Source organism: Saccharopolyspora halophila (assembly GCF_039531955.1).
In the GTDB taxonomy this organism is placed as follows: Bacteria; Actinomycetota; Actinomycetes; order Mycobacteriales; family Pseudonocardiaceae; genus Saccharopolyspora; species Saccharopolyspora halophila.
The window spans coordinates 83,184-96,814 of the sequence record NZ_BAAARA010000021.1 but is presented as its reverse complement, the minus strand read 5'-3'; the positions used below and the strand labels follow the sequence as shown (position 1 = coordinate 96,814).

The following is a 13,631-nucleotide window of genomic DNA, read 5'->3' as shown; positions in this document are numbered from 1 at the left end:
ATCGCGGATCCCGCAGACCGGCGGCGTCCGCGGTTCCACCACCCGCACGGCCACGCGAACCCGGACCGAAGTATTACCTCAGACCAGGTCGTCCTCTGCCGGGTCGTGCTGGTAGATCGTCCGACCGCGCAGGACGGTGCGCAGGCAGCGCGGCATCGAAGCGCCCGGCGAGAGGTCCGGCAGCGCGGGCACTCCCGCGCGCGGATCGGTCGACCAGCGCTGCACCCGCGAGTCCGGCGCGGCGGCCACCGCGAGCTCCCCGGTCTCCCAGACGGCGTAGGTCGCGGGCGCGCCGGGAACGAGGCTGCCGGTAACGCCGTCGTCGACGCCCGCGGCGCGCCATCCACCACGGGTGTGCGCGGTGAACGCGGCGCGCGGCGAGATGCCGAAGCCCTCGGTGTGGTGGTGCACCGCGGCCTGCACCGATCGCCACGGGTCCACCGGGGTGACCGGCGCGTCCGATCCCAGCGCCAGCAGCACGCCGTTGGCCGCCAGCGCGGAGAACGGGTTGAGCTGGGTGCCGCGCGGCACGCCGAGGCGGCGCGCGTACATGTCCCCGGTGCCGCCCCAGGAGGCGTCGAAGCACGGTTGCACGGAGGCCGCCACGCCGTAGGAACCGAGCTCGGCGGCCTGGGACTCGTCGATCATCTCCAGGTGCTCGAGACGGTGGCGCACCGCGGCGAGCGCGGGAACGCCGACGATCTCGGCGGCCTTGCGGAACCCGGTGCACACCTCGGCCACGCCCGCGTCGCCGATGACGTGGAATCCGGCTTGCAGGCCCGCGCGGGTGCAGGTCACCAGGTGCTCGGCGACCGCATCGGCGTCCAGGTAGAGCACCCCGGAGGTGCTCGGGTCGTCGGAGTAGGGATCGCGCAGCGCCGCCGTTCGCGAACCGACCGCGCCGTCGACGAACAGGTCCCCGGCCAGGCCCCGGGCGCCGAGCTCCTTGGCGCGCTCGACCGCGCCCAGCTCGCCCCAGTAGCCCACGACCTCGGGCACCCCGCCCTGCTCGGACAAGGCCAGCAGCTCGGCGAGGTCCTCAGCACCGGAGATGTCCGGTCCCGCGCACTCGTGCACGCAGGCGATGCCGCGCGCGGCGGCCTGCTGCAGGAACGCCAGCTGCGCCTCCTTGCGCTGCCCCGATCCCATGGACTCGCGGGCGGCGCGGCGCACGTGGTGGTGCGCGACGCGGGTCAGCGGGCCCTCCTCGCACCAGCCCTCGGCGTCCCGCGTCAGCGGGGCCCGGTCGACCAGCGCGGTCGAGACCAGCGCGGAGTGCACGTCGATGCGGGACAGGTACACCGGCGCGCCCCCGGCGGCGGTGTCGATCTCCTCGCGTGTCGGCGGGCGGCGCTCGGGCCACCAGGTCTCGTCCCACCCGTGGCCCCACACCAGCGCGCCCGGGTACTCGGCCACGTGGTCGCGCAACGCGTGCAGGAACTCGGTCAGCGAAGCACAGCCGGTGAGGTCCAGCCCGCGCAGCAGCAGGCCGGTCGAGGTGGCGTGAACGTGGGCGTCGACGAAGGCGGGCGCGACGAACGCGCCACCGAGGTCGATGACCTCGGCCTCGGGGTGCAGCGCACGGCCGACGTCGTCGGCGCCCACCCACGAGACGATGCCGTCGGTGACGGCCATCGCTGTGGCGGCCGCGTCGGCGGGCGAGTGGATTCGGCCGCCGAGCAACAACGTGGTCTCGGGCATGTCCTTCGTGCTTTCCGCGTTCCGGGGATTCAACTGAACAGGCTCGCTCCCGGACGGTTCGCGGTGTGCAACCCGCGATCGAACACGAGCCCCCGATCCGCCCCGGCAGCGATCGTTCAAGCGAGCTTACCCGCCACCCGTCGAGGGCTGACGCGACGTCGGCCCGATCAGTGGCGCGGCGGCTCGTCGAGGCGCTCGGCCTGCACCGATCGAGGCGGCAGCACGGTGGGACCGGTACCCGGAGCGGGCGGGTCCTCGTCCACGGTAACGACCTCGCCGTCGACGAAGTCCCGGGGCCTGCCGGACTGGGCACCGCGCATCCGCTGCTGGTGCATCCACAGCCGGTCCTGCATCTGCTTGGAGCGCTTCTCGGCCGCGCGCATCATGCGCTTGCGCACCACGGCGCGCACGGGCGGCAGCAACAGCAGCAGCCCGGCCACACCGCTGATGAAACCGGGCACGATGATCAGCACGCCGGCCGCGGCCAGCAGCATCCCGTCCGAGACCTCCTTGTCGGCCGGGCGGCGCAGGCGAGCGGCCTCGGTGAACTCGCGCAGCGTGCGGCGGCCTTCCCGGCGCAGCAGCCAGACGCCCAGCGCTGCGGCCGCGACCAGCAGGCCGATGGTGGGCAGCACCCCGAGCGCGTTTCCCAACGCGACCAGCACGGCGATTTCAGCCACCCCGGCGATCAGCAGGAGCAGGAGGACCGGCAACGCAAACACCCCTTGAATAGCAGTCACCCCGTCCAACGAACGAGACGGTCAAAATTCTCCCAGAAGCCGCGAGTCGTACGTGCGGTCACATCTGACCCGGTGCTGCCGCGTGCCCGCCCGAACGCGGTTCGTAGACTCCACGGTGATGCGGGCGCGCAACTCCAGAACACTCATAGCCCTGGCCCTGGCCGTCCTGGTGGGGCTGGTCGTGCTGACCAGCGACCTGAACGTGCCGGAGCGGACCCCGCAACCCCCGAGATTGCCCACCGCCGTGGTCACGATCGGTGACTCCACGCTCTCCGGCGAGGGCGCCGGGGACTACGAGCGGGGCACCAACGGCACCGATGGCAACTGGTGCCACCGCTCGCCCGCGGCACCGGTCCACCAGCTGCCGCTGCCGCCCACCACCACCCGCATCAACCTGGCCTGCTCGGGCGCCAAGACCACCGACCTCCGCGTGGACCCGGGCCCGGAGCGATCGCAGGCCGAGCGGCTCCGCGAACTCACCGAGCGCTACCGCATCACCGACGTCGTGGTGGCCGTCGGCGCCAACGACGAGCCGGACTTCATCGACACGGTCAACCAGTGCGTCGAGGCGTGGATGCGGCGAGCCGAGCAGGGCTGCTCGGCGAAGCTGCGGCACTCGTGGCCGCAGCGGGTCGAGCAGATGCGCCCGAAGGTCGAAGCCGCCCTCGACGACATCCGCACCGTGCTCGACGAAGCGGGCTACTCCGAGGAGAGCTACTCGCTGATCCTGCAGTCCTACGCCTCTCCGGTGGCCCCCGGCATCCCCCCGGAGCTGCAGGGGCTGTCCGGCTGCCCGTTCCAGACCCGGGACATGGCCTGGATCCGCGACACCGGCGTCCCGCAGCTCTCGGCGGGTCTGCGGGAGGCGGCGCGCGAGTCCGGCGCCCGGTTCCTCGATCTGTCCCGGGCCGGCCACGGTCACGAGGCCTGCACCGGCGACCCGAAGACCGCCGAGGGCGAGTGGTTCACCCGCCTGACGGTCGACTGGGAGAGCCTGCAGGACGACCGCCGCGCCCCGCACGCGATGCAGGAGTCCTACCACCCCAACGCCGCCGGTCAGGCCCAGATCGCGGGGTGCCTCGGCCAGTTCATGGCCACCGAGGCCCCGCGCGCGGCCTGCCTGCCGGACGAGAGCGGGAACCTGCGCGCGGTACCGGCCGACGAAACCCGCTGACCGGGACCCGCAGCCCGGCCGGGCCCTCAGATGTCCGGCGGGCGGTTCTCGAACGGCGTGGACAGGACCACCGTGGTGCGGGTGGAGACCTTGGCCGACTCGCGGATCTCGCGGAGCAGCTCCTCCAGCCCCAGCGGGGACTCCACCCGCACCTGCAGGATGTAGGACTCGTCACCCGCGACCGAGTAGCAGGACTCGATCTGCGGCAGGTGCTGCAGCCGCTGCGGGTAGTCGTCCGGGGCCGCCGGATCTATCGGCGTCAGCGAGATGAACGCGGTCAGCGGCAAGCCGATCTGATCGCCGTCCACCTTGGCCGTGTACCCCTGCAGCGCACCGCGCTGCTCGAGCCGCCGGACGCGCTGGTGCACGGCCGACACGCTCAGGCCGACGCGCTCGGCTAGGTCGGTGAAGCTGCACCGGCCGTCCCACGCGAGCTCGCGCAGGATCGCCCGGTCCGTGGCCTCCAGCGCGGCCGGTGTGCTCGTCCTGTCGTTCACGCGGGTAGCACCACCAGCTCGTGCGGTCGGTTGTTCACGCTCTCGACTCCGTCCGCGGTCACGATGACGATGTCCTCGATCCGCGCGCCCCACTCGCCCTGCTGGTAGATGCCGGGCTCGATGCTGAAGGCCATGCCCTCCTCCAGCGGCAGCGGGTTGCCGCCGACGATGTAGGGCTCCTCGTGCACGTCCAGGCCGATGCCGTGCCCGGTGCGGTGCACGAAGTACTCGCCGAAACCGGCAGCGGCGATCGGCTCGCGGGCCGCGGCGTCGATGGACTCGGCGGTCGCACCCGGGCGCACGGACTCGACCGCGGCGCGCTGCGCGGCGTGCAGCACGGCGTAGGTCTCGCGCACCTCGTCACCCGGATCGCCCATCGCGTAGGTCCGGGTGCAGTCGGAGTTGTACCCGCTGGCGATCGGGCCACCGATGTCGATGACGACGACGTCGCCGCGCTGGATCACCCGGTCGGAGACCGAGTGGTGCGGGCTGGCGCCGTTGGGACCGGAGCCGACGATGACGAACGCGGCCTCGGTGTGCCCCTCGGCCAGGATCGCCTCGGTGATGTCCGCGCCGACCTCGGCCTCGGTGCGTCCGACCTTGAGGAACTCCGACATCCGCGCGTGCACCCGGTCGATCGCGGCCCCGGCCTCGCGCAGGCCGGTGATCTCGGCGGCGTCCTTGCGCATCCGCAGCTCGCGCAGCACCGGCGAGGCCAGCACCTGCTCGGCGCCGGGCAGCGCGGCGCGCAGCGGCAGGGTGTGCAGCGCAGGCATCGCGTCGGCCACGGCGATTCGCGTCGCGTCGCCGAGCAGTTCGGCGACCATGCCGTGCGAGTCCTGCCCGTCGACCCAGGTCACGACCTTGATGCCGAGCTCGTCCAACGGGGTGTCGGCGTAGCCGGGCGCTTCCAGCTTGGGCACCACCAGCGCGGGCTCGCCCTTGGCGGGCAGCACCAGGCAGGTCAGCCGCTCGTGCGACTCACCCCCGACGCCCAGGAGGTACTGCAGGTCGGATCCGGGCGTGATCAGCAGGGCGTCCAGGTCGGACGCCGCTGCGGTCTCCGCGGCACGGGTCAGGCGAGCGGCGAGCACGTCGGGATCCTGTTTCAACGAGACAGTGGCCATGGTCCAAGCCTAATCCCGCACCACTCGCCCACCGCCGACGCGGTCCGGCCACGCCGTGTCGGCTCGGCGTCCCGACCGGAGCATCCGCGCGAGGCGGGGTGCGCGCGTCCGGGTGTCCGCGGCGAACGAACGGGCGCGGTCGTGGCCGTCCGCGGGTGGCTGCCCGCCATCCCGGCGACGCTGGCGGGATGGCGGGCAGTCCTGGTTTCGCCGGTCAGGCCGGGGCCGCGTCGAGGTCCTGCTCGAGCATCGCGGCGAGTTCCTCCAGGGCCGCGTCGTCGGCGCAGGAGAGCTCGACCTCCTCGTTGTGGTGCGCGCCCAGGCCCATCAGGCCCAGCACGCTGGAGGCGTCGACGGGCTCACCGGCGACCCCGTCGACGACCTTGGCGATGGTGACCTTCTCGGCCTGCGCCCCGGCCGCCTTGGCGAACAGGGCTGCGGGACGGGCGTGCAGCCCGACCGAAGCGGCGATGCGGACACGACGTTGCATGGCGGATTCCTCTCAGAACCTGGTTGCGGTCTCGGGTTGCGCGGTGGTGCGCAGTTGCGGCGCCGGTCAGGCGGAAACGGCGGTTCCGGCGGCCTGCGGGGCCGGGTCGACCGGTCGGCCGAGCCGCTTGGCCAGCAGCACCGCGGCCGCCGACACCAGCACTCCGAGCACGATCGCGGCCAGGTACGGCAGCGGGTTGCCCACCAGCGGCGTCACGAAGATGCCGCCGTGCGGGGCTCGGAGGGTGGCGCCGAAGGTCATCGACAGCGCCCCGGTGGCCGCCGCGCCGACCACGGTCGACGGGATGACCCGCAGCGGATCCGCCGCCGCGAACGGGATCGCGCCCTCGGTGATGAAGGAGGCGCCCAGCAGCCAGGCGGTGCGGCCGTTGGCGCGCTCGGCCGGGGTGAACAGGCTGCCGCGCACTGCGGAGGCCAGCGCCAGGGCAAGCGGCGGCACCATCCCGGCGGCCATCACCGCGGCCATGATCTCCAGCGAGGTCGTGCCGCCGATGCTCAGGCCACCGACGGCGAAGGTGTAGGCGACCTTGTTGATCGGGCCGCCCATGTCGAAGGCGATCATCGCGCCGAGCAGCGCGCCCAGCAGCGCCGCGTTCGCGCCGGAGAGCCCGGTCAGCCAGTCGGTCAGCCCGGCCATGGCCAGGGCGATCGGCTTGCCGATGACCACGAACATCAGCACGCCGACCACGAGCGTGCCCACCAGCGGCAGCACCACCACCGGCATGATCCCGGCGATGCCGCGCGGCACCTTCACGCGGTTGAGCCCGGCGATCACGGCACCGGCCAGCAGGCCGGCCGCCAGCCCGCCGAGGAACCCGGCGCCGACGGTGGTCGCGATCGCGCCACCGACGAATCCGGGTGCGATGGCGGGCCGGTCGGCGATGGCGAAGGCGATGAAGCCGGCCAGCACCGGGACCAGGAACTCGAAGGCGGCCGAGCCGATCTGGTTGGCCAGCGCGGCCCAGTCGGTCAGGCTGGCCGCGTCGAACTGCTCGGTGACCGGCGGTGCGTCGATGATCTGGTAACCGCCGAGCGCGAAGCTCAGCGCGATCAGCAGACCGCCCGCGGCCACGAAGGGGATCATGTAGCTCACGCCGGTCATCAGCCACTGCCGCAGCCTGCTGCCGAACCCGGAACCCGCCTCGACCTTGCTGGCCAGCGCCGGTTCCGCGTCCTCGGCCTGCGGACCGCCCGGGTCGGCGACCGGTTCGCGGGCGGCCTCGGCGGCTCGTGCCAGCAGACCGGGCGCGTCGTTGATGGCCTGCTTGACCGCGGCCTCCACGACGGGTTTCCCGGCGAAGCGATCCCGATCGCGCACCCCGACGTCGGCCGCGAAGATCACCGCGTCGGCGTCCCGGATGGTCTCGGCGCCGAGCGGGGTCGATCCCGCCGAGCCCTGCGTCTCGACCTGCAACTCGTCGCCGGCGTCCTTGGCGGCCTGCTCGAGCGCCTCGGCGGCCATGTAGGTGTGCGCGATCCCGGTCGGGCAGGCGGTGACGGCCACGTACTTCATGGCGCGACCTCCTCGCTGATGTAGGCGGCCAGGGCGGCCGGATCGGAGGCGTCCCGCAGGGCCTGCTTGAACTCGGCGCGCACCAGCCGTCGGGCGAGCGCGGACAGCACGGTCATGTGCTCGTCGCCGCCGCCTTCCGGGGCCGCGATGAGGAAGATGAGATCGGCGGGACCGTCGGCGGCGCGGAAGTCCACACCGGAGCGGCTGCGGCCGAAGGCCAGCGACGGCGTGGTCACCGCCGCCGAGCGGCAGTGCGGGATGCCGATGCCGCCTTCCAGCCCGGTCGGCATCTGGGCCTCGCGGGCGTCGATGTCGGCCAAGAATGCTTCCAGGTCGGTGACCCGGCCGTCGGCCACCAGCCGTTGCGCCAGATCGCGCACCACGGCCGGGCGGTCGTCGCCCGCCAGGTCCAGATCGACGAGGTCCTGGGTGATCAGTTCGGTAGTCATGCAGCCACTCCGCTGAGGCTCACTGTTCTGTCCACTGCGTCCACCCGAACCCGTTGCGGGTGGACGTCGTCCGGGCCGGGCATGCGGCTACCCGCGAGCCTGACCGCGGCCGTGCCGTAGGCGACCGCGCTGCGCAGCGCGGCTTCCCCGGGATCGCTCGCGCGCAGGAATCCGGCGAGCATCGCATCGCCCGCGCCGACGGTGCTGCGCACCTCGGTGGCGACACCGGTCGCGTACCAGGAGCCGGTCCCGTCGACCAGCACCGCTCCCAGCCTGCCCAGGCTGACCAGCACGGCGCCGACCCCGTCGGCCCGCACCCGGTGGGCGACGTCGAGCACGTCGCCGAGATCGCGCAGCGGGCCGCCGGCCAGCCCGGCGAGCTCGGCGAGGTTCGGTTTGACCAGGTCGGGCGCTGCCCGGCAGGCCAGTTCCAGCGGGCGCCCGGAGGTGTCCACCGCTACCCCGGCACCGGCGGCGCGCGCCGCGCGCACGATCCGGGCGTGCAGGTCCTCGGGACAGCCCTCGGGCAGGCTTCCGCTGGTCACCAACCATCCGGCGCGTCCCGCTCGATCGGCCACCGCGGATTCCAGCGCGGCAACTTCGGCCGCCGTGAGCTCCGGTCCCGGCTCGTTGAACTTGCTGGTGGTGCCGTCGGACTCGACGACCGCGAGGTTGCTGCGGGTCGGCGCGCTCACCGGCACCTCCACCACCGGAACCGCTTCCGGCGCGAGCAGTTCGGCGATCCGCGCGCCCTCGGGCCCGCCCGAGGGCAGCAGCGCCAGCGTGGGCACGCCCGCGGCGGCCAGCGCCCGCGCGACGTTCACGCCCTTGCCACCGGGATCCAGGTGAACCCGGCGCGCGCGGTGCACGGAACCGGCGGTCAGCCGGTCGATCTGCACGGTGCGGTCCAGGCTGGGGTTGGGCGTCACGGTCACGATCACGCCAGCACCACCTCGGCCTCGATTCGCTTGAGCTCGTCCACCGCGGCCTCGTCGAGCCCGTCGTCGGTGACCACCAGGTCGATCTCGGAGAGCTCGGCGAACCGGCTGAACCGGTCGTCGCCGTACTTGCCGTGGTCCGCGAGCAGCACCCGCTTGCGGCTGGCGGCGACCATCGCCGACTTCACCGCGGATTCGGCCGGGTCCGGCGTGGTGCAGCCGCGTTCCGCCGAGAAACCGTTGGTGCCGAAGAATCCGACGTCGACGGTCAGCCCCCGCAGCACGTCCAGCGCCCAGGACTCGACGGTGGCCAGCGTCGTACCGCGGATCCGGCCGCCGAGCAGGTGCACGTTGTAGTTGGTGCGGGTGGCCAGCTGGTTGGCCCCGGGCAACGAGTTGGTCACCACGGTCAGCTCCCGGTCGGCGGGCAGCAGACCGGCGAGCCGGGCGGTGGTGGTTCCCGCGTCGAGCAGCACGGTGCCGCGGGCCGGGACCTCGTCCAGCGCCGCCTTGGCGATGCGCTCCTTCTCCGCCGCGCTGGTCTGGTCGCGCAACGAGACGCCCGGCTCGAAGTCGAGCCGTTCCACGGGGATCGCACCGCCGTAGACGCGACGCAGCAGTCCCTGCCGTTCCAGCGCGGCGAGGTCGCGGCGGATCGTTTCGGGAGCCACCTCGAACTCGGCCGCCGCGGCGGTGACGTCGATGCGCCCGTCGCGTCGTGCCCGCTGCGCCAGCAGCTGCTGACGCTCCGCCCCGTACATGCCCGTTATCCTCCGGTTGGTGTTTGGTATTGCCTGATTCTGCCCTGTGTTGTCATATTGTCAAGACTTCGGGAACACGGGAATAACCCGGGACGGTAGGGAGACGTAGATGTCCACGCTGCGGGGAGTCGGAGTCAGCCCGGGCCGGGCGGCAGGCCCGGTGCTGTTGGTTCGTGACCGGTTGCCGGAACCGGAGTCCGGTCCGCAACCGGTCGATCCGGCGTCGGAGGCGGCCCGGATCCGACCCGCGGCCGAAGCCGTCGGGCAGCGCCTGCGCGATCGCACCGCCGCGACCGGAGGTGAAGCGGCCGCGCTGCTCGAGGTGACCGCGGCGATGGCCACCGACCCGGCACTGCTGTCGGCCGCCGAGCGGGCGGTCACCGAGCGGCTGCTACCCGCGCCTCGCGCGGTCTTCGAGGCCGCCGCCGAGTTCGCCGACGCCCTGGCCGCAGCGGGCGGTTACCTCGCCGAGCGAGTCCGCGACGTGCAGGACGTCTGCGACCGACTGGTCGCCGAGCTGACCGGCACCGCCGCCCCCGGAGCGCCGGAGCCCGCCGAGCCGAGCGTGCTGCTCGCGCGCGATCTCGCCCCCGCCGACACCGCCGACCTCGACCCCGAGCTGGTGCTGGCGCTGGTGACCGAGGAGGGTGGCCCCACCGGGCACACCGCCATCCTGGCCCGGTCGCTGGGCATCCCGGCGGTGGTCGCCGCCCGCGGCGTCCTGCCCGGAGCGGCAGGCGCCCGGGTGGACGGCGCGGCGGGCACCGTCGAACTGCTCGACGACCGGGTCGCTCCCGAATCGGCCGCGCGCACCCGGACCCGGTGGCGCGGCGCGGGCGCTACGGCCGACGGGCAGCCGGTCAAGCTGCTGGCCAACGTCGGCTCGGCAACCGATGCCGCGACGGCCACCGAGGCGGGAGCCGAGGGTTCCGGGCTGTTCCGCACCGAGTTCTGCTTCCTGGACGCCGCGACCGAACCGACCGAGAGCGCCCAGCACGAGGCCTACGCCGCGGTGCTCCGGCCCTTCGCCGGAAAGCCCGTCGTGGTGCGCACTCTCGACGCCGGGGCGGACAAACCGCTGCCCTTCCTGGACACCGCCGCGGAGGCCAACCCCGCGCTGGGCGTGCGCGGGCTGCGCATCGCCTTCGAGCGCCCGGGCGTGCTGGACCGGCAGCTGGCCGCCATCGTCTCGGCCGCCGCCGAGACCGGCGCCGAGATCTCGGTGATGGCACCGATGGTAGCCACGCCCGCCGAGGCCGCGTGGTTCGCCGAGCGCGCTCGCGCCGCCGGCGCCGGGCGGGTCGGGATCATGGTCGAGACGCCCGCGGCCGCGTTGTGCGCCGAGGAGCTGCTGGCCGAAGTGGACTTCGCCAGCATCGGGACCAACGACCTCGCGCAGTACACCTGCGCCGCGGACCGGATGACCGGCGCGCTCGCCGCGCTCAACGACCCGTGGCAACCGGCCCTGCTGCGACTGATCGACTCCCTCGGCCGCGCGGCCGGGGCGCACGGAAAACCGGTGGGAGTCTGCGGCGAGGCCGCGGCCGACCCGCTGCTGGCCGGTGTCCTCGCCGGACTGGGCGTCACCAGCCTGTCGATGACCTCGGCGGGCCTGGCCGCGGTCGGATCCTCGCTGGCCGAGCACTCGCTGCCGGACTGGAGGCGCGCCGCGGGCGCGGCCGCGGCCGCCCCGGACCCCGCAGGCGCACGCGAACGCGCGAACGCCGCTCTGGCGAGCTGACCGATCGGCAGGTCGTCGCCGGAGAGGGCACCGGCCGTGACAAGCTTGGGCACGTGACTGGTCCGCTGATGCTCGTCGATTCGGCAGGGTTGTGGTTCCGCTCGTACTACGCGCTGCCGGATTCGCTGACCGCCCCTGATGGCACACCGGTGAACTCGGTGCGCGGGTTCTGCGACATGCTCGCCCGGCTGATCTCGGAGCGCCGCCCGTCCCGGCTGGTGGCGTGCCTCGACAACGACTGGCGCCCGCAGTTCCGCGTCGACGCGCTGCCGTCGTACAAGACGCATCGGGTCGCCGAGGAAGATCCGGAGGCCGAGGAGGTCCCGGACACGCTGTCCCCGCAGATCCCGGTGATCCTGGAAGTGCTCGACGCGGCGGGCATCACCACCGCCGAAGCGGCGGGCTACGAGGCCGACGACGTCATCGGCGCGCTGGCCGACCGCGAGCGCACCGACCCGGTGGAGGTCGTCACCGGCGACCGCGACCTGTTCCAGCTGGTCCGCGCCGAACCGCAGATCCGGGTGATCTACATCGGGGCCGGGTTGAACAAGGCGCAGGACTACGGACCGGTGGAGCTGGCCGAGAAGTACGCGCTGACCGTCGAGCGCGCGGGAGAGGACTACGCCGAGATGGCGATCCTGCGCGGCGATCCCTCGGACGGCCTGCCCGGCGTGGCCGGGATCGGGGAGAAGACGGCGGCCAAGCTGATCACCCAGTTCGGTTCGCTGGAGGAGCTGATCCGGGGAGCCGGCGAGGGCGACAAGCGGGTGACGCCCCGGTTCCGGGAGAAGCTGGCCGAGGCCGCGGAGTACCTGGACGCCGCACCCGCGGTGGTGCGCGTCGTCCGCAGTGCCCCGGTGGTCGCCGACCGCGAGGACGATGCGCTGCCGCGCGGCGCCGCCGACGTCGAGCGGTTGCGCGAGCTGCAGCAGACCTGGGGCCTGGGCGCCAGCATCGACCGCCTCATCACCGCCCTGGAAGCGTGACCGGGCAACAATCCGGAGAAGCCGCCCCGAGCGCGAGACCGGGCTGGTGACAGTTTTGCCTGAGGGTCCTTGCAGTATGCGGTGGAGCCGCTGTTTCAGGTGTGGGACTCAACTCGCACCGCCGCGGGTTCTGACGCGTCGTGCGGCGAGGACAGCCGCGACGCCGCGCAGGCCGCTACTCAAGGAGCGGATCCCGCAGCCACACGACGCGTCAGGTTCCGCCACCCGCACCGCCACGCACACGGCAAAACTGAAGTATCTCGCGGTTCAGAAGCTGGTGCCGCACCAGGGGCTCTGGGCCGTCTTGAACAGGGCGTCGGCGGACTCCAGCGCGGCCGGTGCGTGCGCCTCGACCAAGCCCGCTTCGGCCAGGTCCGTGACGCGCCGATCACCCAGGTAGAGCACCGCCAGCGCCGCCACGTCGAGCGTGAGATCCGGTGCCGAATCGGTGATTTCAGCGCCCTGCGGGCTGATCCGGTAGCGGCCGGCGTTGTCCGGGAAGTGGCCGTCGCGGACGTCCAGCACCACCGGGTCCGCGTGGCCGTAGGCGCGAGCGCGCAAGGCCGCCGGGACGTCGAGGATCCGCACCCACAGGTCGTCGCCGATGCTGACGGTGCGGCAGGCGCGGGGATCGGCGAGCAACCACTCGACGGGCTCGTCGAGCGGGCGGATGCGCCCTGCGACCGTGTCCGCCAGGTCGACGTCGAACAGGAACCGCCAGAGCTCGGCGGCGGCCGTCGCATCGGCCGCGTTCAGGTCGTAGACGTTCAGCGTGCTGCGCTCGCCGGACCTCGTCGGCTCGTAGAGGGCATATCCATCGTCCGCACCGGACTCGTCGGAGTGCACCACCACCGTGGCGGCGTTGCCCAGGTGCACTTGCCTGGCGGGCCACCAGGCCGCGGGCCGGTCGATGTTGCCCGGGCGGTTCCGCCTGCTCACCTCGTAGAGCTCCGGGAGCACCTTCAGCGCCTGCTCGCGCGGCAGGATCCGGACCGTCCCACCGCGCGGGGCCGTCTCGCGCAGCCCGGCCCGCGCGCGGTCGATCTGGATCTCGCGGCATCGGGTCGCCGCTCCGTAGCCGAAGCGCTCGTAGATCACCGCCTCGCTGGCGTGCAGCATCGCGAAGACCTCGCCGCGCGCAGCGGCGTCGCCGAGCTGCTCGTGCATCATCCGGGACAGCAGACCCCGGCGGGTCCGGTCGGCCCGCACACCCACCCCGGTCACGGCCGCGGCGGGCAACCGCCGTCCACCGGGAACGGTGAGCGCGTTGGTCATCGACATCGTCGTGCCGACGAGTTCTCCATCGACGTGGGCACCCAGCACCCGGCCCGGCTCGAACCGCCCCTTGGTCTGCGACCAGCTCTCGTCGTCGAAACGGGCTTCCAGGAGGGTCTGCAGGAACAGATCGCAGGCCGCTCGGTACTCCGGCTCGGCCAGCACGCGCACATCGGGATCGCTCACAGCGCCGATCCTGCCCGGTTCCCCCTCGGGCAC

At 73.1% G+C, this 13,631-nt stretch carries 13 protein-coding genes; 3 read left to right on the top strand and 10 right to left on the bottom strand.

Features of this window, described 5'->3' with window-relative positions:
• Window positions 1-78: 78 nt before the first annotated feature.
• Both ABD289_RS21425 and ABD289_RS21420 read right to left on the bottom strand, forming a co-directional pair.
• Window positions 79-1,701 carry an amidohydrolase gene (locus ABD289_RS21425; RefSeq protein WP_344135881.1) on the bottom strand — a complete coding sequence of 541 codons (1,623 nt, stop codon included), beginning with the start codon at window positions 1,699-1,701 and terminating at the stop codon, window positions 79-81.
• A 167-nt stretch (window positions 1,702-1,868) separates the two neighbouring features.
• Window positions 1,869-2,390: an FxsA family protein gene (locus ABD289_RS21420; protein WP_425564760.1), complete on the bottom strand. Its 522-nt coding sequence runs from the start codon at window positions 2,388-2,390 to the stop codon at window positions 1,869-1,871.
• A gap of 169 nt (window positions 2,391-2,559) precedes the next feature.
• On the opposite strand from ABD289_RS21420, the gene ABD289_RS21415 reads away from it, so the two are divergent.
• Window positions 2,560-3,615 carry a GDSL-type esterase/lipase family protein gene (locus ABD289_RS21415; RefSeq protein WP_344135875.1) on the top strand — a complete coding sequence of 352 codons (1,056 nt, stop codon included), beginning with the start codon at window positions 2,560-2,562 and terminating at the stop codon, window positions 3,613-3,615.
• A gap of 26 nt (window positions 3,616-3,641) precedes the next feature.
• On the opposite strand, the gene ABD289_RS21410 is transcribed toward ABD289_RS21415, so the two are convergent.
• The 7 genes from ABD289_RS21410 to ABD289_RS21380 all read right to left on the bottom strand — a co-directional run bounded on the left by ABD289_RS21410 (window position 3,642) and on the right by ABD289_RS21380 (window position 9,410).
• Window positions 3,642-4,112 (bottom strand): Lrp/AsnC family transcriptional regulator, encoded by a 471-nt coding sequence (locus ABD289_RS21410; protein ID WP_425564758.1) that lies wholly within the window; start codon window positions 4,110-4,112, stop codon window positions 3,642-3,644.
• Window positions 4,109-5,239 carry a M24 family metallopeptidase gene (locus ABD289_RS21405; RefSeq protein WP_344135872.1) on the bottom strand — a complete coding sequence of 377 codons (1,131 nt, stop codon included), beginning with the start codon at window positions 5,237-5,239 and terminating at the stop codon, window positions 4,109-4,111. The genes ABD289_RS21410 and ABD289_RS21405 overlap by 4 nt, the downstream gene beginning before the upstream one ends.
• Before the next feature lie 214 nt (window positions 5,240-5,453).
• Entirely contained in the window at window positions 5,454-5,729 is a 276-nt protein-coding gene (locus ABD289_RS21400) for an HPr family phosphocarrier protein (protein ID WP_344135869.1), read from the bottom strand.
• A gap of 66 nt (window positions 5,730-5,795) precedes the next feature.
• Window positions 5,796-7,262 (bottom strand): PTS fructose transporter subunit IIC, encoded by a 1,467-nt coding sequence (locus ABD289_RS21395; protein ID WP_344135866.1) that lies wholly within the window; start codon window positions 7,260-7,262, stop codon window positions 5,796-5,798.
• Window positions 7,259-7,711 (bottom strand): PTS sugar transporter subunit IIA, encoded by a 453-nt coding sequence (locus ABD289_RS21390; protein WP_344135863.1) that lies wholly within the window; start codon window positions 7,709-7,711, stop codon window positions 7,259-7,261. The genes ABD289_RS21395 and ABD289_RS21390 overlap by 4 nt, the downstream gene beginning before the upstream one ends.
• Window positions 7,708-8,652, bottom strand: a complete 945-nt coding sequence (gene pfkB, locus ABD289_RS21385; protein ID WP_344135860.1) for a 1-phosphofructokinase — start codon at window positions 8,650-8,652, stop codon at window positions 7,708-7,710. Before pfkB ends, ABD289_RS21390 begins: the two co-directional genes overlap by 4 nt.
• Window positions 8,649-9,410 carry a DeoR/GlpR family DNA-binding transcription regulator gene (locus ABD289_RS21380; protein WP_344135857.1) on the bottom strand — a complete coding sequence of 254 codons (762 nt, stop codon included), beginning with the start codon at window positions 9,408-9,410 and terminating at the stop codon, window positions 8,649-8,651. Before ABD289_RS21380 ends, pfkB begins: the two co-directional genes overlap by 4 nt.
• A 109-nt stretch (window positions 9,411-9,519) precedes the next feature.
• Between ABD289_RS21380 and ABD289_RS21375 the strand changes: the two genes are divergently transcribed.
• Together ABD289_RS21375 and ABD289_RS21370 are read left to right on the top strand one after the other, a co-directional pair.
• Complete coding sequence (locus tag ABD289_RS21375) at window positions 9,520-11,151, top strand: putative PEP-binding protein (protein WP_344135854.1); 1,632 nt, start codon at window positions 9,520-9,522, stop codon at window positions 11,149-11,151.
• Between the two features lie 68 nt (window positions 11,152-11,219).
• Window positions 11,220-12,137 (top strand): 5'-3' exonuclease, encoded by a 918-nt coding sequence (locus ABD289_RS21370; protein ID WP_344136740.1) that lies wholly within the window; start codon window positions 11,220-11,222, stop codon window positions 12,135-12,137.
• A gap of 267 nt (window positions 12,138-12,404) precedes the next feature.
• On the opposite strand, the gene ABD289_RS21365 is transcribed toward ABD289_RS21370, so the two are convergent.
• A complete protein-coding gene (locus ABD289_RS21365; protein ID WP_344135851.1) occupies window positions 12,405-13,598 on the bottom strand; it encodes a GNAT family N-acetyltransferase in 1,194 nt (397 codons plus the stop codon).
• Window positions 13,599-13,631: the final 33 nt, after the last annotated feature.

Bases quoted from the DNA above. Each gene is read 5' to 3' on its own strand.
- ABD289_RS21395 (WP_344135866.1), bottom strand. From the start codon at position 7,262: ATGAAGTACGTGGCCGTCACCGCCTGCCCGACCGGGATCGCGCACACC.
- ABD289_RS21405 (WP_344135872.1), bottom strand. From the start codon at position 5,239: ATGGCCACTGTCTCGTTGAAACAGGATCCCGACGTGCTCGCCGCTCGC.
- ABD289_RS21380 (WP_344135857.1), bottom strand. From the start codon at position 9,410: ATGTACGGGGCGGAGCGTCAGCAGCTGCTGGCGCAGCGGGCACGACGC.
- ABD289_RS21375 (WP_344135854.1), top strand. From the start codon at position 9,520: ATGTCCACGCTGCGGGGAGTCGGAGTCAGCCCGGGCCGGGCGGCAGGC.
- ABD289_RS21400 (WP_344135869.1), bottom strand. From the start codon at position 5,729: ATGCAACGTCGTGTCCGCATCGCCGCTTCGGTCGGGCTGCACGCCCGT.
- ABD289_RS21390 (WP_344135863.1), bottom strand. From the start codon at position 7,711: ATGACTACCGAACTGATCACCCAGGACCTCGTCGATCTGGACCTGGCG.
- ABD289_RS21425 (WP_344135881.1), bottom strand. From the start codon at position 1,701: ATGCCCGAGACCACGTTGTTGCTCGGCGGCCGAATCCACTCGCCCGCC.
- ABD289_RS21415 (WP_344135875.1), top strand. From the start codon at position 2,560: ATGCGGGCGCGCAACTCCAGAACACTCATAGCCCTGGCCCTGGCCGTC.
- ABD289_RS21370 (WP_344136740.1), top strand. From the start codon at position 11,220: ATGCTCGTCGATTCGGCAGGGTTGTGGTTCCGCTCGTACTACGCGCTG.